This is a genomic window from Cryobacterium arcticum, assembly GCF_001679725.1.
Classification (GTDB): Bacteria; Actinomycetota; Actinomycetes; order Actinomycetales; family Microbacteriaceae; genus Cryobacterium; species Cryobacterium arcticum_A.
On sequence record NZ_CP016282.1, the window covers coordinates 1,129,715 to 1,153,388 of the forward strand.

The 23,674-nt window shown below is 67.9% G+C and carries 16 protein-coding genes; 12 read left to right on the plus strand and 4 right to left on the minus strand.

Going from position 1 to position 23,674, the window contains the following annotated elements; translation table 11 throughout:
- Positions 1 to 66: 66 nt before the first annotated feature.
- On the plus strand, positions 67 to 2,964 hold the full coding sequence (gene gcvP / locus PA27867_RS05055) for an aminomethyl-transferring glycine dehydrogenase (RefSeq protein ID WP_066594087.1): 2,898 nt from the start codon (positions 67 to 69) through the stop codon (positions 2,962 to 2,964).
- Between the two features lie 879 nt (positions 2,965 to 3,843).
- Here gcvP and PA27867_RS05060 read toward each other — a convergent pair.
- Together PA27867_RS05060 and PA27867_RS05065 are read right to left on the minus strand one after the other, a co-directional pair.
- On the minus strand, positions 3,844 to 4,671 hold the full coding sequence (locus PA27867_RS05060) for a CPBP family intramembrane glutamic endopeptidase (RefSeq protein ID WP_157109328.1): 828 nt from the start codon (positions 4,669 to 4,671) through the stop codon (positions 3,844 to 3,846).
- A 26-nt stretch (positions 4,672 to 4,697) separates the two neighbouring features.
- Positions 4,698 to 5,090, minus strand: a complete 393-nt coding sequence (locus PA27867_RS05065; protein WP_066594089.1) for a thiol-disulfide oxidoreductase DCC family protein — start codon at positions 5,088 to 5,090, stop codon at positions 4,698 to 4,700.
- A 310-nt stretch (positions 5,091 to 5,400) separates the two neighbouring features.
- On the opposite strand from PA27867_RS05065, the gene PA27867_RS05070 reads away from it, so the two are divergent.
- The 11 genes from PA27867_RS05070 (at position 5,401) to PA27867_RS05120 (ending at position 21,159) form a co-directional block, all read left to right on the plus strand.
- Positions 5,401 to 7,020: a peptide ABC transporter substrate-binding protein gene (locus PA27867_RS05070; protein WP_084020708.1), complete on the plus strand. Its 1,620-nt coding sequence runs from the start codon at positions 5,401 to 5,403 to the stop codon at positions 7,018 to 7,020.
- Between the two features lie 115 nt (positions 7,021 to 7,135).
- On the plus strand, positions 7,136 to 8,065 hold the full coding sequence (locus PA27867_RS05075) for an ABC transporter permease (RefSeq protein WP_066594093.1): 930 nt from the start codon (positions 7,136 to 7,138) through the stop codon (positions 8,063 to 8,065).
- Complete coding sequence (locus PA27867_RS05080) at positions 8,055 to 8,996, plus strand: ABC transporter permease (RefSeq protein WP_066594094.1); 942 nt, start codon at positions 8,055 to 8,057, stop codon at positions 8,994 to 8,996. Before PA27867_RS05075 ends, PA27867_RS05080 begins: the two co-directional genes overlap by 11 nt.
- Positions 8,993 to 10,741, plus strand: a complete 1,749-nt coding sequence (locus PA27867_RS05085) for a dipeptide ABC transporter ATP-binding protein (RefSeq protein WP_066594095.1) — start codon at positions 8,993 to 8,995, stop codon at positions 10,739 to 10,741. The genes PA27867_RS05080 and PA27867_RS05085 overlap by 4 nt, the downstream gene beginning before the upstream one ends.
- A 68-nt stretch (positions 10,742 to 10,809) precedes the next feature.
- Positions 10,810 to 11,421, plus strand: coding sequence for a PH domain-containing protein (locus PA27867_RS20545; RefSeq protein WP_157109128.1), 612 nt, complete (start codon positions 10,810 to 10,812; stop codon positions 11,419 to 11,421).
- Between the two features lie 263 nt (positions 11,422 to 11,684).
- The gene (locus PA27867_RS05095; protein ID WP_066594103.1) at positions 11,685 to 12,668 is read left to right on the plus strand and encodes an ABC transporter permease; all 984 of its coding nucleotides are present in this window, start codon (positions 11,685 to 11,687) and stop codon (positions 12,666 to 12,668) included.
- Between the two features lies 1 nt (position 12,669).
- The gene (locus PA27867_RS05100) at positions 12,670 to 13,605 is read left to right on the plus strand and encodes an ABC transporter permease (protein WP_066594105.1); all 936 of its coding nucleotides are present in this window, start codon (positions 12,670 to 12,672) and stop codon (positions 13,603 to 13,605) included.
- A gap of 34 nt (positions 13,606 to 13,639) precedes the next feature.
- On the plus strand, positions 13,640 to 15,832 hold the full coding sequence (locus tag PA27867_RS05105; RefSeq protein WP_066599153.1) for a dipeptide ABC transporter ATP-binding protein: 2,193 nt from the start codon (positions 13,640 to 13,642) through the stop codon (positions 15,830 to 15,832).
- Between the two features lie 89 nt (positions 15,833 to 15,921).
- Positions 15,922 to 17,616, plus strand: coding sequence for an ABC transporter family substrate-binding protein (locus PA27867_RS05110; protein ID WP_066594107.1), 1,695 nt, complete (start codon positions 15,922 to 15,924; stop codon positions 17,614 to 17,616).
- Between the two features lie 1,058 nt (positions 17,617 to 18,674).
- On the plus strand, positions 18,675 to 20,585 hold the full coding sequence (typA, locus tag PA27867_RS05115; RefSeq protein ID WP_066594109.1) for a translational GTPase TypA: 1,911 nt from the start codon (positions 18,675 to 18,677) through the stop codon (positions 20,583 to 20,585).
- A 115-nt stretch (positions 20,586 to 20,700) separates the two neighbouring features.
- Positions 20,701 to 21,159, plus strand: a complete 459-nt coding sequence (locus PA27867_RS05120; RefSeq protein ID WP_157109129.1) for a hypothetical protein — start codon at positions 20,701 to 20,703, stop codon at positions 21,157 to 21,159.
- A 7-nt stretch (positions 21,160 to 21,166) separates the two neighbouring features.
- Here the strand turns inward: PA27867_RS05120 and efeB are convergent, their stop codons facing one another.
- Together efeB and efeO are read right to left on the minus strand one after the other, a co-directional pair.
- Positions 21,167 to 22,483, minus strand: a complete 1,317-nt coding sequence (efeB, locus tag PA27867_RS05125) for an iron uptake transporter deferrochelatase/peroxidase subunit (RefSeq protein ID WP_066594113.1) — start codon at positions 22,481 to 22,483, stop codon at positions 21,167 to 21,169.
- 13 nt (positions 22,484 to 22,496) lie between these two features.
- Positions 22,497 to 23,666 (minus strand): iron uptake system protein EfeO, encoded by a 1,170-nt coding sequence (efeO, locus tag PA27867_RS05130; protein WP_066594114.1) that lies wholly within the window; start codon positions 23,664 to 23,666, stop codon positions 22,497 to 22,499.
- Positions 23,667 to 23,674 lie beyond the last annotated feature (8 nt).

Here is a 23,674-nt window from a genome sequence, read left to right on the forward strand (position 1 = left end):
CCAGTCCCCAGCCACCCGCCTCACCTCGCACGACCGAATCAGACCCCGGAAAGAGCCTTCCCCCACATGTCGCAGCCCTTCACCCAGCGTCACATCGGCACGGATGCCGACGCTCAGTCCCACATGCTGGCCGTCCTCGGCCACACCAGCGTCGAATCGCTCGTGAACGCCGCCGTTCCCGCGACAATCCAGGTCGAACAGTTCCGCGAGGCGGGCGACAGCACCTTGCCACCGGCCGCGACCGAGCGTGAGGCCATCCAGGAACTAAGGGCGCTGGCCGACAAGAACACGGTCAAGCGCTCGATGATCGGGCTCGGCTACTACGACACGATCACGCCCGCCGTGATCAAGCGCAACGTGCTGGAGAACCCGAGCTGGTACACCGCGTACACGCCGTACCAGCCGGAGATCAGCCAGGGCCGCCTCGAGGCGATCATCAACTTCCAGACCATGGTCGCCGACCTCACGGGCATGGCCACCGCCAACGGGTCGATGCTCGACGAGTCCACCTCGGTCGTCGAGGGCATGCTGCTGGCCCGCCGGGCGTCGAAGTCACCGTCGAACCGCTTCATCGTCGACGCGGATGCGCTGCCCCAGACCCACGCGCTGCTGGGCAACCGCGCGCACGCGCTCGGCATTGAACTGGCCGTGCTGCCCCTGGACGAGAGCACCACCGCGGCGGACCTCGGCGACTACTTCGGCATCTTCGTGCAGTACCCCGGAGCATCCGGCCGCATCTGGAACCCCGGCGCCGTGATCGCGCTCGCGCACGAGAACAAGGCCCTGGCCGTGGTGGCCGCGGACCTGCTCGCCCTCGCCCTGATCACCTCGCCCGGCGAACTCGGCGCCGACGTGGCCGTGGGCACCAGCCAGCGCTTCGGCGTGCCGATGGGCTTCGGTGGACCGCACGCCGGCTACTTGGCCGTGCGCAAGGGGCTGGAGCGCCAGATGCCCGGCCGCCTCGTGGGTGTGAGTGTCGACGCCGCCGGCCATCCCGCCTACCGCCTGTCGCTGCAGGTGCGGGAGCAGCACATCCGCCGCGACAAGGCCACCTCCAACATCTGCACGGCCCAGGTGCTGCTGGCCGTCATGGCCGGCATGTACGCGGTCTACCACGGCCCCGATGGACTCAAGGCGATCGCCACCGAGGTGCACGACCGCGCCGGCTCCCTCGTCGCGGCCCTGCGCGCCCTCGACGTCGACGTGATCAACGACACCTTCTTCGACACCGTGCGGGTGTCCGTGCCTGCCGGTGCCGCCGAGATCGTCGCCCAGGCCGCCGCCGCCGGGTACAACCTGCACCAGGTGGACGTGACGACCATCGGCATCTCGGTCGACGAGACCACCACCGCGGCCGACCTCACCGCCGTCGTCGGCTTCTTCGGCGGACGTGACGCCTTCGGCCACGTCGACCTCGACGCGATCGAGCGCGGCCTGCCCGACGACCTGACCCGCACGAGCGAGTACCTCACCCACGCCGTCTTCAACACGCACCGCTCCGAGACCAGCATGATGCGCTACCTCAAGCGCCTCGCCGACTACGACTACGCGCTGGACCGCGGAATGATCCCGTTGGGCTCCTGCACCATGAAGCTCAACGCCGCCACCGAGATGGAGGCTGTCACCTGGCCCGAGTTCGGCGGGCTGCACCCGTTCGCACCGCGAGCCGACGTCGAGGGCTACCTCGAACTCATCCGCCAGCTCGAAACCTGGCTGACGGATGTCACCGGCTACGACTCGGTGTCGCTGCAGCCCAACGCCGGCAGCCAGGGCGAACTCGCCGGGCTCCTGGCCATCCGCGGGTTCCACCTCGCCAACGGCGACGTGGACCGCACGGTTTGCCTGATCCCGTCCAGCGCGCACGGCACCAACGCGGCATCCGCGGTGCTGGCCGGCATGCGTGTTGTGGTCGTCGCCTGCGACGAGCTCGGCAACGTCGACCTCGACGACCTGCGCGCCAAGATCGCTGAGCACGCCGGCAACCTGGCCGCGCTGATGATCACCTACCCGTCCACCCACGGGGTGTACGAGCACGAGGTCGGCGCGATCTGCGCCGCCGTGCACGACGCCGGCGGCCAGGTCTACGTCGACGGCGCCAACCTCAACGCGCTGCTCGGCTTCGCCCGGTTCGGCGACTTCGGCGGCGACGTGTCGCACCTCAACCTGCACAAGACCTTCTGCATCCCGCACGGCGGCGGCGGCCCCGGCGTGGGTCCGGTCGCGGCCAAGGCGCACCTCGCCCCGTTCCTGCCCGGGCACCCGCTCGCGCAGGACGACGAGCACTACCTGCTCGGCGCCACCGGCGCCGAGACCGTCGTGCACGGCGGTGGCCCGGTCTCGGCCGCGCCCTACGGCAGCCCGAGCATCCTGCCCATCTCCTGGGCGTACGTTCGCATGATGGGCGCCGATGGTCTCAAGCAGGCCACCGGCGCGGCCGTGCTCGCGGCCAACTACGTGGCCAAACAGCTCAGCGACCACTATCCGGTGCTTTACGCCGGCGACAACGGCCTCGTCGCGCACGAGTGCATCCTCGACCTCCGCCCGCTCACCGCGGCCACCGGGGTCACCGTCGACGACGTGGCCAAGCGCCTGGTCGACTATGGCTTCCACGCGCCCACCATGAGCTTCCCGGTGGCGGGAACCCTCATGGTCGAACCCACCGAGAGCGAAGACCTCGGCGAGATCGACCGGTTCATCGAAGCCATGATCGGCATCAAGGCCGAGGCGGATGCCGTGGCCGCCGGCACCTGGCCGGCCGACGACAACCCGCTGCACAATGCGCCGCACACCGCCCAGAGCGTCATCGAGGGGGAGTGGACCCACCCGTACGACCGCGAGACGGCCGTGTACCCCGTGCGCACGCTCATCCGCAACAAGTACTGGGCGCCGGTGCGCCGCATCGACAACGCCTACGGCGACCGCAACCTGGTCTGCGCCTGCCCGCCGCCCGAGGCCTTCGAGTAGAAGGCGCCAGCTTTCGGGTCGCGCCCGATCGCTGGTCGAGCTTGTCGTCGCCGCGCTGAGCCTGTCGAAGTAAACCTGGTGACGTGCGGTTGTGTCGGGCCCGCTTCGTCGGTCGAGCTTGTCGAGACCTGGTGACCGTGACTTTACTGCGCTGCTGTCGTCTCGAGATCGGCTTGCGGGGTCTCGACAGGCTCGACCAGCGTGTGGGGGCGTGTCCGAGATCGGCCGTCGGTCGTTCTCGGTCGACCGCTGGCTGTCCTCGAGTTGGACCGCTTCGTCGGTCGAGCTTGTCGAGACCTGGTGACCGGGACTTCACTGCGCTGCCGCGGTCTCGAGATCGGCTCGCGGGGTCTCGACAGGCTCGACCAGCGTGTGGGGGCGTGGCCGAGATAGGCCGTCGGTCGTTCTCGGTCGACCGCCGGCTGTCCTCGAGTTGGACCGTCTCGGCGGTCGAGCTTGTCGAGACCTGGTGACGTGCGCGGGGTCGTGACCGCTTCGTCGGTCGAGCTTGTCGAGTTCTGGTGACCGGGACTTTACTGCGCTGCCGTGGTCACGGGATCGGCTCGCGGGGTCTCGACAGGCTCGACCAGCGTGTGGGGGCGTGTCCGAGATCGGCCGTCGGTCGTTCTCGGTCGACCGCCGGCTGTCCTCGGGCTGGACCGCTTCGTCGGTCGAGCTTGTCGAGACCTGGTGACCGGGACTTTACTGCGCTGCCGTCGTCTCGAGATTGGCTCGCGGGGTCTCGACAGGCTCGACCAGCGTGTGGGGGCGGTCACGAAATTGGCTTGCGGGGTCTCGACAGGCTCGACCAGCGTGAGGGGGCGTTCGCTAGGTCGACCCGCGTGTGGGGGCCTTCGCCAGGTCGACCAGCGGGGCGGCTTACGTCGTGGGGGTGAGCAGGGCGGGCCACCAGAGCACCGCGAGGGGGTAGCCGACGAACGAGAGGATGTCGAGCACCCAGTGCGCGATCACCAGGGGCATCACCCGCCCCCAGCGCAGATAGCACCAGCCGAAGACCACACCCATCAGGGCGTTGCCCACGAACGGCCCGATGCCCTGGTAGAGGTGATAGCTGCCGCGTAACAGCGCCGCCGAGACGATGATGGTCCAGGTGTTCCAGCCCAGCTCGCGCAGCCGGGTGAACAGGTAGCCCACCACGATGAGTTCCTCGCTCAGCGCGCTGCGGAGCGCCGAGAACACCAGGATCGGGATGGTCCACCAGAAGGTGTCCAGCGACGACGGCACCACCGCCACGGTGAAGCCCAGCGCGCGGCCGGCCAGGTACAGGCCGAGCCCCGGGATGCCGATGAGCAGCAGCAGCCCGCCGCCGCGCAGGAGATCACGGCGCGGTTCGGTGAAGTCGACCCCGAGCCGCCGGAATGCGCTCTGTCCGGGCTGCCAGAGCAGGTAGAGCACCAGCGCCACGGGGAACAGGGCGAAGACGATGCCGAGGAACTGATAGGTGAAGTCGAGCCATTCCCGGGTGGATTGGGACCCGTTGATGGTGGCGGACTGATCGCCCAGCGCCACCTCCTCGGTGAGCCTGGCGATGATCGAGACGATCGAGTACACGGCGGATGCGCCGAGCGACAACCCCAGCACGATGACGATCTCCCAGCGCAGCCGCAGCCGCACCCGCGACAGCGGTGCGACGGCGCTCGAGGTCGCGGGTTGCGGGGGAGTGGCGCCCGAGCTCGCCGGGTCCAGCGGGGCGGGGCCCGGCGGAGTGGCGCTCACGATGCGCTCGGCAGCCGGCACGCCGGGGTGCCGCCCGGGAGCCGGTACCGGTAGCGGGCGACGACGCGATATCCCGCCTCGGCGGCCCAGGACCACGGCGGCAGAGTGGCCAGCGTGCCCAGCACCCGCAACGCACGAATCGGTTGCCCGCGCAGGATCGCTGCGACCGCGGCGGCCCCGCCGTACCGGCGCCCGCCGGTGACGAACCAGACCCTGGAGCGAGCCTGAGCCTCGTCCAATCCATATCGGGACAGGTCGGTCCATTGGAAGGGTGCCGTCGCCGGGACCCGGGGGAGTGTGCGCTGCAGCCAGAGCACAGCGGTGGTGCAGAAGCCGCAGTCACCGTCGAAGATCAGGGTGGCGGGTGGGTCACGCGGGATGCTCGGCATCCCTCTATTTTGCGCCTCTTATCCCCAGCGGCGGATACCGGGCCGGAATCGTGGGCCCGTCGGCCGGTTGAAACCGCTTGCACATGCCCGCGGGACCTTGGTCCCAAGCATCGTGAGAGATCCTCGTGGGATTCGCAGAAAAAGACGCATAATTTGATCTCTGCGCAAGAATCGTGCGTCTTTGGTTACTCCTGTGTAACGTTTACCGCCACGTTTTGCACCGGGACCCAGACAAACCTAGGGTTTTGGTAACTACGCGCCGCTAGGGTCACGAACCTTCAGTGGCGCCCACCTTTGCACAGGAGGAATTTTGAAGAGATCCCGTATGGGCCTGAGCGCCCTCGCGCTGATTTCGGTGAGCGCCCTGGCGCTCACCGGTTGCGCGACCTCGAACGACGAACCGGCCGCATCGACCGGCGACTCGTCCGCGATCATCAGCACGAACGGCAGCGAGCCGCAGAACCCGCTGATCCCGACCAACACCACCGAGACCGGCGGCGGCAAGATCGCCACGTCGATCTTCGCCGGGCTGGTCTCCTACAAGGGTGACGGCTCGACCGAGAACGAGGTCGCCAAGTCGATCGAGTCCGACGACGCCACCAACTGGACCGTCACGCTCAACGACGGCTGGACCTTCACCAACGGTGAAGCAGTCACCTCCTCGTCCTTCGTGGACGCCTGGAACTACGGCGCGCTCGCCAGCAACGCCCAGGGTGCCTCCTACTTCTTCGACGACATCGCGGGCTACAACCCCACGGCCGACTCCGAACTGACCGGCCTCAAGGTCGTCGACGACACCACCTTCACGGTCGAACTGTCCTCCCCTGAGGCCGACTGGCCGCTGCGCCTCGGCTACACGGCCTTCATGCCGCTGCCGAGCGTCGCATTCGACGACATGGCCGCATTCGGTGAGAACCCGATCGGCAACGGCCCGTACATGCTGGCCGAAGAAGGCGCATGGGTCCACGAGGAAAAGATCAGCCTGATCACCAACCCCGACTACGCGGGTGTTCGCAAGCCCGTCAACGGCGGCCTGGACATCATCTTCTACGCCACCCAGGACGCCGCGTACGCGGACGTGCAGGGCGGCAACCTCGACGTGCTGGACGCAGTTCCCGACTCCGCATTCGAGACCTTCGCTGACGAGTTCGGTGACCGTTCGGTCAACCAGCCGGCAGCCATCTTCCAGGGCTTCAACATGCCTTACTACCTCGAGCACTGGAGCGGCGACGAGGGCAAGCTGCGTCGTGCAGCCATCTCGATGTCGATCGACCGCGCGCAGATCACGGATGTCATCTTCCAGGGCACCCGCACGCCGGCCACTGACTTCACGTCCCCCGTCATCGACGGCTACTCCGACGCCCTCAAGGGTGCCGATGTCCTCGAGTACAACCCGGACGAAGCCGTGAAGCTGTGGAAGGAAGCCGACGCGATCGCTCCCTACGGCGACACCGAGTTCAACATCGCCTACAACTCCGACGGTGGCCACCAGGCCTGGGTCGACGCTGTGACCAACAGCATCAAGAACACCCTCGGCATCAACGCCGTCGGCAAGCCGTACCCGACCTTCGCCGCGGCGCTCGATGACCGCTCGAACGACAAGCTGACCGGTGGCACGCGCGCCGGATGGCAGGCCGACTACCCGTCGCTGTACAACTTCCTCGCCCCGCTGTACCAGACCGGTGCCGGCTCGAACTACGAGGACTACAGCAGCCCCGAGTTCGACGCCCTGCTCAAGGAGGGTGCCGCGGCGTCCAACGTCGAAGACGCAACGAAGAAGTACCAGGAAGCTCAGGAAGTCCTGCTCAAGGACCTCCCGACCATCCCGCTGTGGTACTCCAACGTCGTGGGCGTCTGGTCCGAGAGCGTCAATGACGTTGTCTTCGGCTGGGACTCCGTTCCGCTGTACTACCAGATCACCAAGGGTTAATTCCTAGTTCACACCGCAGTGCAATGTCCGGGGCGTCAAGCCCCGGACATTGCACTGACTAGACTCATTCAGTGATTGCGACCCTCATGTATAAAAGATTTACGGAGCTCACCTGATGCTGTGGTACACAGGCAGGCGCATCCTCCAAATGATCCCCGTCTTCTTCGGGGCAACATTCCTGATCTACTTCATGGTCTTCTCTCTTCCTGGAGATCCCATCGCCGCACTGTACGGCGACCGGCCACCTGCGCCGGGCGTGATCGAGCAGATCCGGGCCCAATACAACCTGGACAAGCCGTTCATCGTGCAGTACCTGCTGTACATCGGCAACTTCTTCCAGGGTGACCTCGGCACGACGTATTCCGGCCGCGCTGTCGCGGACGTCATGGGTCGGGCCTTCCCCATCACCTTCCGCCTGGCCATGCTGGCCCTCGCGTTCGAGGCGTTCTTCGGAATCCTCGTCGGCCTCATCGCGGGCCTCCGCAAGGGCAAGCTGTTCGACGCCAGCGCCCTCGTCGTGAGCCTGCTGCTGATCAGCGTGCCGACCTTCGTGATCGGCTTCGTGTTCAGGCTGGTCTTCGGCGTGCAACTCGGCTGGTTCCGCACCACGGTCAGCGGCGACGCCCCGTGGGGCGAGCTCGTCCTGCCGGCCATCGTGCTCGCATCCGTCTCGTTCGCCTACATCGTGCGCCTCACCAGGGCCAGCGTCGCCGACAATCTCAATGCTGATTTTGTTCGCACCGCAACGGCCAAGGGCTTGTCCCGCCGCCGGGTCGTGACCGTGCACGTGCTGCGCAACTCGCTCGTTCCCGTTGTGACCTTCCTGGGCGTGGACCTCGGTTCGCTCATGGTCGGCGCGATCGTGACCGAGGGAATCTTCAACATCAACGGAGTCGGCGGCACGGTCTTCAAGGCCATCAAGCTCGGCGAGAGCACGACCGTTGTGTCATTCATCGCGGTCATGGTTGTCATCTTCGTGGTGGCCAACCTGCTCGTCGACCTGCTGTACGCAGCTCTGGACCCAAGGATTCGTTATGCAAAATAAGCCTGGCCAGGCCCATTTCGTCGCGGCACTGGAAGACACCCCGGTAGCCGCAGTCGACCGCCTCGACGAGAACGAGAAGGCACGCAGCACCTGGGCGGATGCCTGGGAGTCGATGCGTCGCCGTCCCACCTTCTGGATCTCAGCAGTGCTGATCCTCCTGATCGTGATCGTCGCCCTGTTCCCCACGATCTTCACCCAGGTCGACCCGCGCGCCTGCGATCTGAACAACAGCAACGGCGACCCGACTGCCGGTCACCCGTTCGGGTTCAATCGCCAGGGCTGCGACGTCTACTCGCGCACCATCTGGGGAACCCAGGCCTCGGTCACCGTCGGCCTGCTCGCCGCCAGCATCGTGACGCTCTTCGGCATCATCGTGGGCGCCCTCGCGGGTTACTACGGTGGCTGGCTCGACGCCGTCGTCTCGCGCATCGGCGACATCTTCTTCGCCATCCCCACCGTGCTCGGCGCAATCGTCCTGATGTCGGTGCTTCCCGCAGCCACCCCTGTCACTGTGGCGTTCGTGCTGTCGATCTTCGCCTGGCCCCAGATCGCCCGCATCATGCGCGGTGCGGTCCTGTCGGCGTCGAACTCCGACTACGTGATGGCCTCCACTGCCCTCGGGGTGTCGAAGTTCCGCATCCTGCTGCGTCACGTCATCCCGAACGCGATCGCCCCGGTCATCGTCATCGCCACAGTGTCGCTGGGCACGTTCATCGTCGCCGAGGCGACGCTGTCGTTCCTGGGTATCGGACTGCCGCCGAGTGTCATGTCGTGGGGTAACGACATCGGCACCGCGCAGACCTCCATTGTCACCAGCCCGCAGGTGCTCCTGTACCCGGCGGCCGCCCTGTCCATCACGGTTCTCGCGTTCCTGATGCTCGGCGACATCCTGCGCGACGCGCTTGACCCGACGGCGAGGGCCACTCGATGAGCCAGACACTTCTTGACACCACCCCCGAGAACGTCGGCAAGGACGAGCAGCCGCTGCTGCAGATCCGTGACCTCGAGGTCGGCTTCCAGACCCAGCGCGGTCTCGTCCCCGCCGTCCGCGGCGTCGACCTGACCCTGTACGCCGGCCAGACCCTGGCCATCGTGGGGGAGTCCGGTTCGGGCAAGACCACGACCGCCCAGGCGATCATCGACCTGCTCCCCGGAGCGGGAAAGGTGACCGGCGGCCAGGTGCTCTTCGAGGGCCGCGACCTCACCAAGCTGAACGCCAAGGACATCCAGGCGGTGCGCGGAAACCTGATCGGCTACGTGCCCCAGGACCCGATGTCCAACCTCAACCCCGTGTGGAACATCGGCTTCCAGGTGGAGGAGGCCATCAAGGCCAACGGCCTCGCCCAGGGCAAGGAGGCCCGCGCCCGCACCATCCAGGTGCTGCAGGAAGCCGGCCTCAGCGACGCCGCGGATCGTCTCAAGCAGTACCCGCACCAGTTCTCCGGCGGCATGCGCCAGCGAGTCCTGATCGGTATCGGCCTGTCCGCCCGCCCGAAGCTGCTCATCGCCGACGAGCCCACCTCGGCTCTGGACGTGACCGTGCAGCGGCAGATCCTCGATCACCTCGGCACCCTCACGCGCGACTACGGCACCAGCGTTCTGTTCATCACGCACGACCTCGGCCTCGCCGCCGAGCGCGCAGAGCAGCTCGTGGTGATGTACAAGGGCAAGGTCGTCGAGTCCGGCCCGTCCCAGGAGATCCTCGCCAACCCGCAGCACCCGTACACGCAGCGACTGGTGTCCGCGGCGCCGAGCCTGGCGTCCCGCCGCATCCAGTCGGCCAAGCACGCCGGTACCGACGACGCCGAGATCTTCGGCGGCGGCTCGCTCGACGACGCCCTCGTCGCCCGTGCGGCCGAACGGGAGCACGCGGCCCCGGTCAAGGACCTCATCTCGGTCAAGGACATCTCCAAGGTGTACCGGATCCGCAAGAAGGGCCTGCGCACCGACGAGCTCCGTGCCGTCGACGGGGTCTCCTTCGGTATCCAGAAGGGCACCACCACGGCTCTCGTGGGCGAGTCCGGCTCGGGCAAGTCCACCGTGGCCAAGCTCATCCTGCAGCTGGAGAGCATCACCAGCGGCGCGATCGAGTTCGACGGCCAGGATGTCGCCGGCCTCAAGGGCAAGGAGCTGCTCAAGTTCCGCCGCCGCGTGCAGCCGGTCTTCCAGGACCCGTACGGTTCCCTCGACCCGCAGTACAACGTGGGCAACACCATCGCCGAGCCGCTTCTGGCACACGGGGTGGGCACGAGCAAGGAACGTCAGGCTCGCGTCAAGGAGCTCCTGGAGCAGGTGTCGCTGCCGTGGGCGTCGCGCTTCCGCTACCCGGGAGAGCTGTCCGGTGGCCAGCGCCAGCGCATCGCCATCGCGCGGGCCCTCGCGCTCAAGCCCGACGTGCTCGTGCTCGACGAGGCCGTGTCGGCTCTCGACGTGCTCGTGCAGGGCCAGGTGCTGAACCTGCTCACCGAACTGCAGACCGAACTCGGCCTGACCTACCTGTTCATCACGCACGACCTCGCTGTGGTGCGTCTGGTAGCCGACAACGTGTGTGTCATGCAGAAGGGCCGCATCGTGGAGGCAGCGTCCACCGACGATGTCTTCGACAGCCCGCAGCAGGCCTACACGCAGGAACTGCTCGCCGCCATCCCCGGCGGCAACTTCCAGTTCGGCCGCTAGGCCCGATTGGTCAGCACTGCCCCTCGGCTCCGGCCGGGGGGCAGTCGTCGTGAGGGAGGGGAACGACCGTGAACCGCAGAGCGCCGACGCCTCGCCAGGGGGTCGTCCTCCGCGCCCGGATGCCCGTCGGGGTGGGCTTCGCCCTCCTGGCCCTGGTCGCCGTGCTGCTGGCGGATGCGCTCCTGCGCGGCCGGTGGGACGTGGCCGTTCTCGCGTTGCCCGCCCTGGTGCTCGTCACGTGTCTGGCCGTGGAGGTCTTCCTCCGGCCGGGCATCCGCCTGCACGCCGACGGCATCACGGTGGTCAACCAGCTCGTGACCTACGAGGTTCCGTGGGCGTTGGTCGCGGACGTGACCACTCGCTTCCTGGTGGCCGTGGAGACCGTGGACGGGCGGCGCATCCGGTGCTGGGGCGCACCCACCGCTGCGCGACCGGAGGGCGCGGCCGCGACGGCTGATCGGCGCGGCCGGCCGGCCGCAATGCGCGGGAGCCGGGAGCCGGGCGGCACGGCGGCCCACCGCGTGATCGAGGCGCACCGGGCCCAGTACGCCGACGCGGCGCTCCCGGCTGCGGATTCCGGGGTTGCGGCTCGCCTCAGCCGGAAGCCGCACTGGATGACGGTGGGCCTCAGTGCAGCGATGATCGTCGCCGCCCTGCGCCAGGTCCTCTTCGCCGGTTAGCCGTACTCAGCCGGTGGGCACGGCGGATACCGTCTGTGTTCACGAAGATTTCATGCTCAATCCACCGAAACGCGGCAATTTCGTGCAAAAACCGCGTTTGCTGCGAATTCGCCCTGAACGCACGCCTAGGCTCTCTTCAACACCTGCGGAGCATCGGCGCTCTGGTCTGCACTGTGCTTCTCCTGGGGGGAGCTGAGGGGAACATTGTGATTCGCACCAGCCTTTTTTCCGTGTCCGGCTTCTGACACCAGCGTCGCACCTCCATGGTTTTCTACACCCTGCGTCGTTTCGTCAATTACTTCATCCTCTCCGCCATCGCGACCTGCCTCGCCTATGTGATCGCCAGCCTCGCGCTCGACCCGGCGGCTAAGTACTACGGCCGCAATCCGCAGCCCAGCTCCCAGGTCGTCGAAAACATCCTGAACGGTCTGGGTGTGAACCCCGACGTGCCAGTCCTCGAGCGACTGTGGCACTGGATCGTGACGCTCGTCACCCAGGGCTCCCTCGGTGAGACCGTCGGCGGCCGGTCCGTCGTCGCCGAGATCGTCACCCGCTCCGGGGTCAGCCTGCAGCTGCTCCTGCTCGGGTCCATCCTCGGCGCGATCCTCGGCGTGGTGCTCGGCGTGTGGGGCGCGGTCAAGCAGTACTCGCTGAGCGACCAGGCCGTGACGTACGGGTCGTACCTGGTCTTCGCCACCCCCACCTTCGTGATCGGCGTGCTGCTCATGATCGGCGCCACGGTGCTGAACGGCGCCGTGGGCCAGCAACTCATCACGTTCACCGGCTCGTACTCGGCCGGGCTCACCGGATCCTGGTGGGACCTGCTGGTCGACCGGGGTGTGCACCTGCTGCTGCCCACCATCGCCCTGGTGCTCACCGGAGCCGCCAGCTACTCCCGCTACCAGCGCAGCGTGATGCTGGACGTGCTGGCATCCGACTACATCCGCACCGCACGCTCGAAGGGCCGCTCACGCAACTCGGCGCTCGTGCGGCACGGCGTGCGCGTGGCGCTCATCCCGATGTCGACGTTCTTCGCCTACAGCTTCGGCACCCTGGTCTCGGGCTCGATCATGCTCGAGATCGTCTTCTCCTTCCACGGCATGGGCGAGTTCACCCTGCAGGCCATCACCCAGAGCGACATCAACGCCGTCGCCGGTTCCACCCTGTTCCTGGCGGTGCTCGTGCTGTTCTCCTCGACCCTGTCCGAAATTCTCTACGCAGCACTCGACCCCCGGGTGAGGAACTGAAATGTCGATTGTCGAAGGCGCCAGCGCCACCCTCGCCGCCGGGCCGGAGCCCGAACCGACCGCCGTCTCTCTGGCGCCCAAACCGCTGTCGCGGGGCCGGCTGATCTGGAACCGGTTGGCGCACACGCCCCGGTTCTGGATCGGAGCGATCGCGATGGCGGCCATCGTGCTGTGGGCGGTGTTCGGGCCGTTGCTCTACCCGGTCGACGCGTTCAGCCGCGACCCGCTGAACATGGGCATGGGGCCCACCCAGCTGCACTGGTTCGGCACCAACAACATCGGCCAGGACATCTACGCCCAGACCCTCATCGGCCTGCAGAAATCGCTGGTCATCGGCCTGATCGCCGGGCCTCTCGGCACCCTCATCGCGGCGGTGGTCGGATCGGTGGCCGGGTACGTGGGCGGCATCGTGGACGGCGTGCTCGTCTGGCTGATCAACCTGCTTCTGGTGCTGCCGTCGTTCATCCTGCTGGTCATCCTCAGCCCCCTGTTCAAGGACCTCTCCTGGGTGTTCCTCACGGTGTTCCTGGCCGGATTCAGCTGGATGATCATGGCCCAGGTGGTGCGCTCCCAAACCCGGTCGCTGCGCGGCCGTGACTTCGTCAAGGCGGCCCGGTTCATGGGGGTGCCGATGCCGACCATCCTTGCGCGGCACATCATCCCGAACGTGGCGTCGCTGCTCATCATCGACGCGACCCTGGGCGTGGTGGCCATGATCATGGCCGAGACCAGCCTCAGCTACTTCGGCTTCGGCATCCGTGCCCCCGACGTGTCGCTGGGCACGCTTCTGTCGGAGGGCACCGGCGCGGCCGTGACCCGGCCGTGGCTGTTCGTCTTCCCCGCCGGAGTGCTCATCATCACCCTCTTCGCCGTCAGCCTGATCGGTGACGCCCTGCGCGACGCCGTGGACCCCACCTCGGGAGTGAACCGTGACTGAACCCGTGACCTCGTCCGGACCGGCCGCCGCTCCTGTGCCGGCCGGCGCCTCCGCCGGGCGCGCCCGGCGCGGCAGCCCGCTGCTGCAGGTGCGGAACCTCTCCGTCACCTTCCCGCAGCGGAACGGCCCGCCGGTGAACGCCGTCCGCGGGATCAGCTACGACGTGCACGAGGGCGAATTCCTCGGCATCGTGGGGGAGTCCGGGTCGGGCAAGTCGGTGTCGTCCCTTGCGCTGATGGGCCTGCTGCCCAGTTCGGCGGTGATCACCGGCTCCATCGACTTCGACGGCCACCGGCTGCTCGACATGAACGACCGCCAGCTCTCCGGGCTCCGCGGCCGTGATATCTCGATGATCTTCCAGGACCCGCTCTCGGCGCTCACCCCCGTGTACACGGTGGGGGACCAGATCGCCGAGGCCCTGCTGCTGCACGATGCGGCGCTGAGCAAGCAGGCCGCACGGGCCCGCGCCGTCGAACTGCTCACCGTGGTCGGCATCCCCGCGCCGGAGCGCCGGGCCCGGGCCTTCCCGCACGAATTCTCCGGCGGAATGCGCCAGCGCGCCATGATCGCCATGTCGATCGCGAACGACCCCAAGCTCATCGTGGCCGACGAGCCCACCACCGCCCTGGACGTCACCATCCAGGCGCAGATCCTCGAGGTTCTCGAGAAGGCCAAGGAGCTCACCGGAGCCGCCGTGGTGCTGATCACCCACGACCTCGGCGTCGTCGCCGGCCACGCCGACCGCATCGCCGTGATGTACGCCGGCAAGCTGGTGGAAAACGGCACCACGGCCGATGTGTTCCGTGAACCGCACATGCCGTACTCGATCGGGCTGCTGCGCTCCGTTCCCAATATGCAGACCGCCGGCACCCAGAGGCTCGTCCCCCTCGAGGGCCGCCCGCCGTCGCTCACCGCGTTGCCGCCCGGATGCCCGTTCGCCGCCCGCTGCCCCATCGCGCTCGACGTCTGCCGCGAGGTAGAGCCGTTGCTCGCACCGCACTGCGCAGACGCCGACGACCTGCCCGACGCACGGCTCGACCCCTTGACTCCCGGGCTGGCGGTCACGGACCCGTCGGACGGCGCACACACGGCCGCCTGCCATCGGGCTGGGGAAATCGCCTCGGGGCGCCTCACCCGCCCCGACGTCTTCCCCCGCCCTGCCCCGCTGGACGTCGAGCACGCCGTGCGGCCGGCCGCGCAGGTCCCCGTGCTCGAGGTCACCGGCCTCAAACGGCACTTCCCGCTCACCAACGGGGGCGTGTTCTCGCGGCGGATCGGCACGGTGCGCGCCGTCGACGGCGTCTCGTTCTCGATCCAGCCCGGCCAGACCCTCGGGCTGGTCGGCGAATCGGGTTGCGGAAAATCCACCACAATCCTCGAGATCCTGGAAATGACCAAGCCCCAGGCCGGTCAGATCCTCATCGACGGCACCGACATCGGCACCGCAAGCCGGTCCGAACGCCTGCGCCTGCGCAAGGACGTGCAGATCGTCTTCCAGGACCCGATGGCTGCCATCGACCCCCGGTTGCCGATCGGCGAGGTTATCGCTGAGCCGCTCACCGTGCACGGGGTCGGCCGGGCCGACCGCCGGGCGCGGGTGCAGGAACTCCTCGACCTCGTCGGGCTCGACCCGCAGATGGCGGACCGTTACCCGCACGAGTTCTCCGGCGGCCAGCGGCAGCGCATCGGCATCGCCCGGGCACTGGCCACCAACCCGCGGCTCGTGGTGCTCGACGAACCCGTGTCGGCGCTGGACGTGTCGATCCAGGCCGGTGTGATCAACCTGCTCGAAGACCTCAAGGAACGGTTGGGCCTGTCCTACCTGTTCGTGGCGCACGACCTGGCCATCGTGCGGCAGATCGCCGACACCGTGGCCGTCATGTACCTGGGCCGCATCGTCGAGTACGGGCCGGTCGCCGAGGTGTTCGCGCACCCGCGGCATCCGTACACCCAGGCGCTCATCTCCGCGGCGCCCATCCCCGACCCGGAGATCGAACGCAGCCGCACCCGGGTGCTGCTCGAGGGCGACCTGCCCAGCCCCACCGAGGAGATCACCGGCTGCAACTTCCGCACCCGGTGCCCGCTGTACCGGCTGCTCGACCCGGCCGCCCAGTTGAGGTGCGCCACCGACGACCCGCCTCTGGTCGACCACAACGGCGTCGACACCGCCTGCCACCACGTCGACCGCAACCACATCGTCGACTCGGCGTTGGCCGTCGCCCCCTGAATTTCCACCCCAGCAACCCGACACAGCACACAGCCCGTCATCACGGCCCGTCGTCACGACCCGCCACCAAGATATGAAGGAGAAACCCTATGCGTCGTCGAAATTCCGCATTCGCGGCAGTCGCCGTTCTGAGCGCGTCTGCCTTGCTGCTCACGGCCTGCGCCCCGGGCAATACCGCCACCGACACCTCCAGTTCCGGCCCCACCGAGGAACTGCCCAGCACGGCCTGGACCGCCGCCGACGCGGCTGACGTGTCAGACGGCGGCACCCTCAACCTGGCCATCAACGCCATGCCGGTGAACTGGAACACCTACGAGGTGGACGGCAACGAGGTGGACAGCCTGAACACCGTGTTGCCCACCACCGGCGGGCCGATCCGGGTCGCCGAGGACGGCAGCACCGAGCTGAACCCCGACTACGCCGTCTCGGCCGAGGTCATCAGCGACGACCCGCAGGTCGTGGAGGTCAAGTTGAACCCCGACGCGGTGTGGGAGGACGGCTCGCCCATCACCTACAAGGACTACGAGGCCACCTGGAAGGCCATGAACGGCAGCAACGAGGAGTACCTCCCGGCCTCCTCGGCCGTGTTCGAGGACATCACCGCGATCGAGCGCACCGACACCGACTTCGACTTCACGATGACGTTCGACAAGATCACCGCCGACTGGCAGTCGATTCTCGTGGGCGAGCCCGGCGTTCTCCCCGTCGCCGCGGCGGAGACCCCCGCCGCCTTCAACGAGGGCTACACCAGCGCGCCGCTGCCCTCGTCGGGCCCATTCATGATCTCCAACATCGACACCTCCGGCCAGGTCGTGACGCTGGTGCGGAACCCCAAGTGGTGGGGTGAGACGCCCAAGCTGGACACCATCATCGTGAAGGTCATCGACGGCGGCACGCAGGCGACGGCGTTCGGCAACTCCGAGACCGATGTGCTCTACATCTCCTCCAACGCCGACGCGTACCAGACCGCCAAGAAGCGCACGGATGCCGAGATCCAGGCATCCGGCGGTCTCACCTGGACGCACGTCACCATGAACGGGTCCAAGGGCCCGCTCGCCGACGTGAAGGTGCGCCAGGCCATCGGGCACGCGGTGAACCGGGAGCTGATCTCCGAATCGGCCAACACCCCGGTGGGCGTGCCCGCCACCACGCAGGGCAGCTACATCTTCATGCCCGGCCAGAAGGGTTACGAGGACAACGTCGGCGCCGCCATCGGCTTCGACGTGGACGCCGCCGCGAAGCTGTTCGACGAGGCCGGCTACGAGTTGAACGACAAGGGCCTGCGGGAGAAAGACGGCAAGGCGCTGACCCTGTCGATCACCGTTCCCGCCGAGACCCCGACGAACAAGCAGCGCGCCGTGCAGGTGCAGGCCGACCTCAAGGATGTGGGCGTCACCGTCGAACTCGACGAGGTTCCCGCCGCCAAGTACTTCTCGGACTACATCATCCCGGGCGACTACGAGATGACGAGCTTCTCCTGGCAGGGTACGGCGTTCCCGATCTCGTCGACCGAGGCGCTGTTCTCCCCGGTCGACTCCGAGTCGAACTTCACCGGCATCACCGACGACTCGCTGGCCGACCTGTTCGACCAGGCCAACGCCGAGCTCGACCCCGATGCGCGGCTGAAGATCGCCGACAAGATCGACAAGGTGCTCGCCGCCTACGTGCCGATCGTGCCGATCGCGCCGCTGCCGAACGTCTACGCCGTCAAGTCCGGACTGGTCAACTATGGCGCCAAGCAGTTCCAGTCGGTCGACTGGACCATGGTGGGCTGGGCCAAGTAGCCAGGCAGGTATCGCGGCCGGCGCCAGCCGGTCTGTGAGGAGGAAAACCTGAACAACGGATGGGACGTGGCCGATGGCCGCGTCCCATCCGTCGTCTACCGGATGTCTTCGGGTCGCACCACGTCGTCGGTCGAGCGTCCGAGACCTGGTGCGCCCGTCTGCGGATGCCGCGGCAGAGTCCCGGAGACCGGCCCGCGGGGTCTCGACAGGCTCGACCAGCGAGGGGGTTGCGTGAGTCGCATCGACTCGCGAGCGCCTGGGGGAGGCTCCCACGTCGGCGGTCGAGCTTGTCGAGACCCGGTGACCCGATCTGCGGGTCGTTTTCCTCTCGGTAGTTGAGCAGGTCGGAACCTGGTGAGTTGGTCTGTGGATGCCGCGGCAGAGTCCCGGAGACCGGCCCCCGGGGTCTCGACAGGCTCGACCAGCGCGGGGGTTGCGTGAGTCGCATCGACTCGCGAGCGCCTGGAGGAGGCTCCCACGTCGTCGGTCGAGCTTGTCGAGACCCGGTGAGTTGGTCTGCGGATGCCGCGGCAGAGTCCCGGAGACCGGCCCGCGGGGTCTCGACAGGCTCGACCAGCGAGGGGGTTGCGCGAGTCGCATCGACTCGCGAGCGCCTGGGGGAGGCGCCCACGTCGTCGGTCGAGCTTGTCGAGACCTGGTGAGTTGGTCTGCGGATGCCGCGGCAGAGTCCCGGAGCCCGGCTCGCGGGGTCTCGACGGGCTCGACCAGCGAGGGGGTTGCGTGAGTCGCATCGACTCGCGAGCGCCTGGGGGAGGCGCCCACGTCGTCGGTCGAGCTTGTCGAGACCCGGTGACCCGATCTGCGGGTCGTTCCCGTTCGTCGGTCGAGCTTGTCGAGACCTGGTGACCCGGCTGTGTCCGTTTGCCGGCGGTTCATCGGCAGGGAACGCACCGTATAGAGGGATGATCGGGCCCCGCCCGACGGGAAGAGGGCTGAGTACGGTAGCATAGACCCTTGGGTCCATAGTGACCCCACTCATCCACTCTGCGCCGCATGCGATTTTCCGCGGCATCCATTCTTCGTAAGGATCTATTTTTATGGCGATTGCTACCCGCAATAACCTCCGGAATGTTGCAATCGTTGCCCACGTTGACCACGGCAAGACGACCCTGGTCGACGCGATGTTGCAGCAGACGAACTCCTTCGCCGAGCACTCGCACACCGAAGAGCGCGCGATGGACTCCAACGAGCTCGAGCGCGAAAAGGGCATCACGATCCTCGCCAAGAACACGGCGATCTCGTACAAGGGCATCCACGCCACCGACGGCCCCATCACCATCAACGTGATCGACACCCCCGGCCACGCCGACTTCGGTGGCGAGGTCGAGCGCGGCCTGTCCATGGTCGACGGCGTTGTGCTCCTCGTCGACGCGTCCGAGGGCCCGCTGCCGCAGACCCGCTTCGTGCTGCGCAAGGCGCTCGAGGCGCACCTGCCGGTGATCCTCCTGGTCAACAAGACCGACCGCCCCGACGCTCGTATCGATGAGGTCGTCGAAGAGAGCCAGGACCTGCTCCTCGGTCTCGCCTCCGACATGGCCGACGACGTGCCCGACCTGGACCTCGACCTGGTTCTGAACGTGCCGGTCGTCTACGCGTCCGGCCGTGCCGGCGCCGCCAGCCTCACCAAGCCGGAGAACGGCTCGCTGCCCGATAACGACGACCTCGAGCCGCTCTTCGAAGCGATCCTGCAGCACATCCCCGCTCCCGTCTACGACGACGAGCACCCGCTGCAGGCCTGGGTCACCAACCTCGACTCCTCGCCGTTCCTCGGCCGCCTCGCACTGCTGCGCATCTTCCAGGGCACCATCAAGAAGGGCCAGACCGTGGCCTGGGTCAAGCACGACGGCACCGTCTCCAACGTGCGCGTGACCGAGCTCATGATCACCAAGGCCCTCGACCGCTACCCGGCCGAGAGCGCCGGCCCCGGTGACATCGTCGCCGTCGCCGGATTCCCCGACATCACCATCGGTGAGACCCTCGCCGACCCCGACGACGTGCGCCCGCTGCCGACCATCACGGTCGACGACCCGGCCATCTCGATGACCATCGGCACCAACACCTCGCCGCTCATCGGCAAGGTCAAGGGCCACAAGCTCACCGCCCGCATGGTCAAGGACCGTCTCGACAAGGAGCTCGTCGGCAACGTCTCGCTCCGTGTCCTCGACATCGGCCGTCCGGACGCCTGGGAAGTCCAGGGCCGTGGCGAGCTCGCTCTCGCCATCCTGGTCGAGCAGATGCGTCGTGAGGGCTTCGAGCTCACCGTCGGCAAGCCGCAGGTGGTTGTCAAGCGCGTCGACGGCAAGATCCACGAGCCGTACGAGCACCTCACCATCGACTCGCCCGAAGAGTACCTCGGCGCGATCACGCAGCTCCTCGCCGCCCGCAAGGGGCGCATGGAGAACATGGCGAACCACGGCACCGGCTGGGTCCGCATGGAATTCATCGTTCCGTCGCGCGGCCTGATCGGCTTCCGCACCGAGTTCCTCACGGACACCCGCGGTACCGGTATCGCCAACGCGATCTTCCACGGCTACGAGGCCTGGGCCGGCACCATCAACACCCGCACCAACGGCTCCATCGTGGCCGACCGCGCCGGTGTTGTCACGCCGTTCGCGATCATCGCCCTGCAGGAGCGCATGCAGTTCTTCGTGAACCCGACCGAAGAGGTCTACGAGGGCATGGTCATCGGCGAGAACTCGCGCGGTGACGACATGGACGTGAACATCACCAAGGAGAAGAAGCTGACCAACATGCGTCAGTCCACCTCCGACACGTTCGAGTCGATGACGCCGTCCAAGCAGCTCACGCTCGAGCAGTGCCTCGAATTCGCCCGCGAAGACGAGTGCGTCGAGGTCACCCCGGCGATCGTTCGTATCCGCAAGGTCGAGCTCGCCGCATCCGCTCGTCAGCGCAACGTCTCGCGTCTGAAGAAGCAGGACGCGAACTAGTTCACAGCATCACCTGACCGCAGGCATCCAGTTCCGGCTTTCCGGCGCGGGTGCCTGCGGTTTTTTCATCAGCCGTACCGACCCATCAGGGGCACCGACGAACACGAGGACACGAATGAGCACTGGATCCACGACCATGACCCGGCCGTTCCGGATGGCGCTGGCCTTAGCTGCGCTGCTGGCCGTCGGCCCGGCGCTGGCCGGCTGCTCCGACGCGCAGGTCCAGGATGCCGTGAACGGGGCTGTGCAGGGTGCCACCGACGGTGACGTGAGCCTGGGCGGCGCGCTGCCGGACGGCTGGCCCGCCGAGATCCCCGTGATCGAGGGCGAGATCAAGTTCGGTGCCGGCAACACCACCAACGGCGATCAGGGCTGGGTCGTCACCATCGCCTCCAGCGCGGCGGACCCGCTGGCCGACGCGAAGCAGATGCTCGTGGACGCCGGGTTCGAGGCCGACACCAGCACGTCGGCGAACGTGGGTGACGTCGGTGTGGAGTCCCTCAAGAACGCCTCGTTCCGGGTGACCCTCGCCGGCACCCCCGATGGCGTGCTCTACACGGTGGCCCCCGCCTGACTCGAGGTCAGGCGAAGAGGGGTGCTCCCACGTAGCTGCCCGTGGCGGCGCCGGGCGGCACCGCGAAGAGCGCCGAGCCGACGTGCTTGAGGTACTCGTTCATGGCGTCGTGCCTGGCCAGGTTGAGCTGCACGGTCGAGAAGCTCTGCGGCGTGCGTTGGAAGCTGATGAAGAACAGGCCCGCGTCCAACCGGCCGAGCGAATCGTTGCCGTCCACGAAGTTGTACCCGCGGCGCAGGATCCGGATCCCGTCGTTCTGGGTGGGGTGCGCCAGCCGCACATGTGAGGCCTCGTCGATCAGCGGGAGGTCTCCCCGGCCCGCGATCTCGAAGTCGGGCTCGGTGAACTCGGTCCCTCCCGACAGCGGCGCGCCCTCGCCCTTGGTACGGCCGATCACCCGTTCCTGCTCGCGCAGGCTGCTGCGGTCCCAGGTCTCGATGGTCATCCGGATGCGCCGCGCCACTAGGTAGGACCCGCCGGCCAGCCAGGCAGGGCCGTCCGTCGAGCCCACCCAGAGGTGCTCAGTGGCTGCGGCGGGCTCTTCGGCCTTGATGTTCGCGGTGCCGTCCTTGAACCCGAAGAGGTTGCGCGGGGTGGCCTGGCTCGTGCTTGTGGACGAGGTGCGCCCGAAACCGAGTTGCGACCAGCGCAGGGCGGCCCGGCCGAACGCGATGCGGGAGAGGTTGCGGATGGCGTGCACCGCGATCTGCGGATCGTTGGCACAGGCCTGGATGCAGAGGTCGCCGCCGCTCCGGGCGTCGTCGAGCATGTCGCCCGGGAAGTGCGGGAGATCCACCAGCTCGGCCGGCTGCCGGGCGGCCAGCCCGAACCGGTCGGCGCCGGCCGCGGTGCGGAACAGGCTGGGGCCGAACCCGAAGGTGATCGTGAGGCCCGAAGCCGGGAGGCCGACGGCCTCGCCGGTGTCCTCCGGCGGAGCGTCGTAGGGGCCGCTGACCGCGCCGTAGTCGCCGATGTCCCGGCCGGCGGTCATCGCGGCGGCCGCGACGCTCCAATCCTGCAGCAGTTCGATGAGGTCCGCCCGGCTGGTGCCGTCGGTGACGTCGAAAGCGGCGAAGTGCAGCCGGTCCTGCGCCGGGGTGAGGATGCCGGCCTGGTGCTTTCCGTAGAACGGGTACACAGCCGTTGCCGCCGTCTCGGCCGCCGAGGCCATGGCCGCGGACACGGCCCGGTCGCCGGCGAAGCCCAGGCCGAGCCCGGCGACGCCCGCCCCCGCGAGGCCGAGCAGGCCGCGGCGGGACAGCCCGCGGGGCGCCGGCGCATCCGGTGCCTGCGCATCCGGTGTCGACTGAGGGGAGTCGGTCATCTGCTGGCCTTCGTTAGAGGACGAGCGTAGCGGTGAGCTGGTTGAGCGGCTCGCCCAGGGCGTTCACCTGGTCGGCGAAGGCCTTGATCTCGGCAGGGCTCAGCGCGGTGTACAGGGTGAAGCCGTCGCCGACGCGCTGGGCGTCGAGCAGGGCCTGCAGAGCGGCGAACTCGGTGTCGAGGCGTGTGGCCAGGTCGGGGTCTTCCTCGACCAGGATGTCGCGCACGCCGTCGTAGAGCACCTTGGCGCCGTCGATGTTGGCCTGGAAGTCCCACAGGTCGGTGTGCGACCAGAACTCCTCCTCACCGGTGACCTTGCCGGTTGCGACCTCGTCGAGCAGCCCGATGGCGCCGTTGGTCTGCTGCGACAGCGTGAAGCTGAGGTCCTGCACCTTCTCGTTCAGCGTGGTGGTGTCGGCCACGAGCAGATCCGCCAGGTTCTGGCGCTGTTCGGGTGTGTACGCGGCGAAGCCCGCCTCGGCCTCTGCCGGCCAGAGGTCCTTCTCGATGGCGTGCCAGCCGGTCCAGTCCTGGCCCTCTTCGAGGTCCGCCTCGCGCAGGTCGAGCTGCGGGTCGAGGTCCCCGAACGATTCGGCGACGGTCTCCACGCGCTCCCAGTGCGCGCGGGTGGCCGCGTACAGGGCGCGCGCCGTGTCGTCGTCGGCGGCAACGTACGCGTCGGCGAAGGCCTGGGTGCCGGTGAGGAGCTGGGCGACCTGGTCGCGCACGTAGGCCGCGTAGTTGGTGTTGGCGACCTGTACCTGGGCGTCCAGGTCGGCGTCCACCACCACATCGTCGCCGGAGTCGGTGACGGTGAACGCGGTCTTGTCGATGCCGTCGCCGGTCATGCCGGGCTTGCAGCTGGTGATGTAGCTGCCGGCGGCGAGCTGCACGACGAGGTCGCGGCTGAGGCCGGGGCCGATGTTCTCGGCCTCTCCCACGATGCGCAGGCCGTCTTCGGCGAGCAGGTAGAACTCGGTGACCTGGTCGCCCGAGTTGGTGACCGTGAAGCTGACGTTGCCCGCGGGCGCTTCGGCGGCCGACACCGTGCAGGCATCCGCGCTGCTGTCGACGGTGAGGGCCTGGCCGGAGCCACCGGTGGAACCGGCGTTGGCCACGCAGCCGGTGAGGGCGAGCAGGGCGCCGGCGGAGGCGGCGACGAGGGGGAGGAGGCGGGCGCGCATAGGTGTCC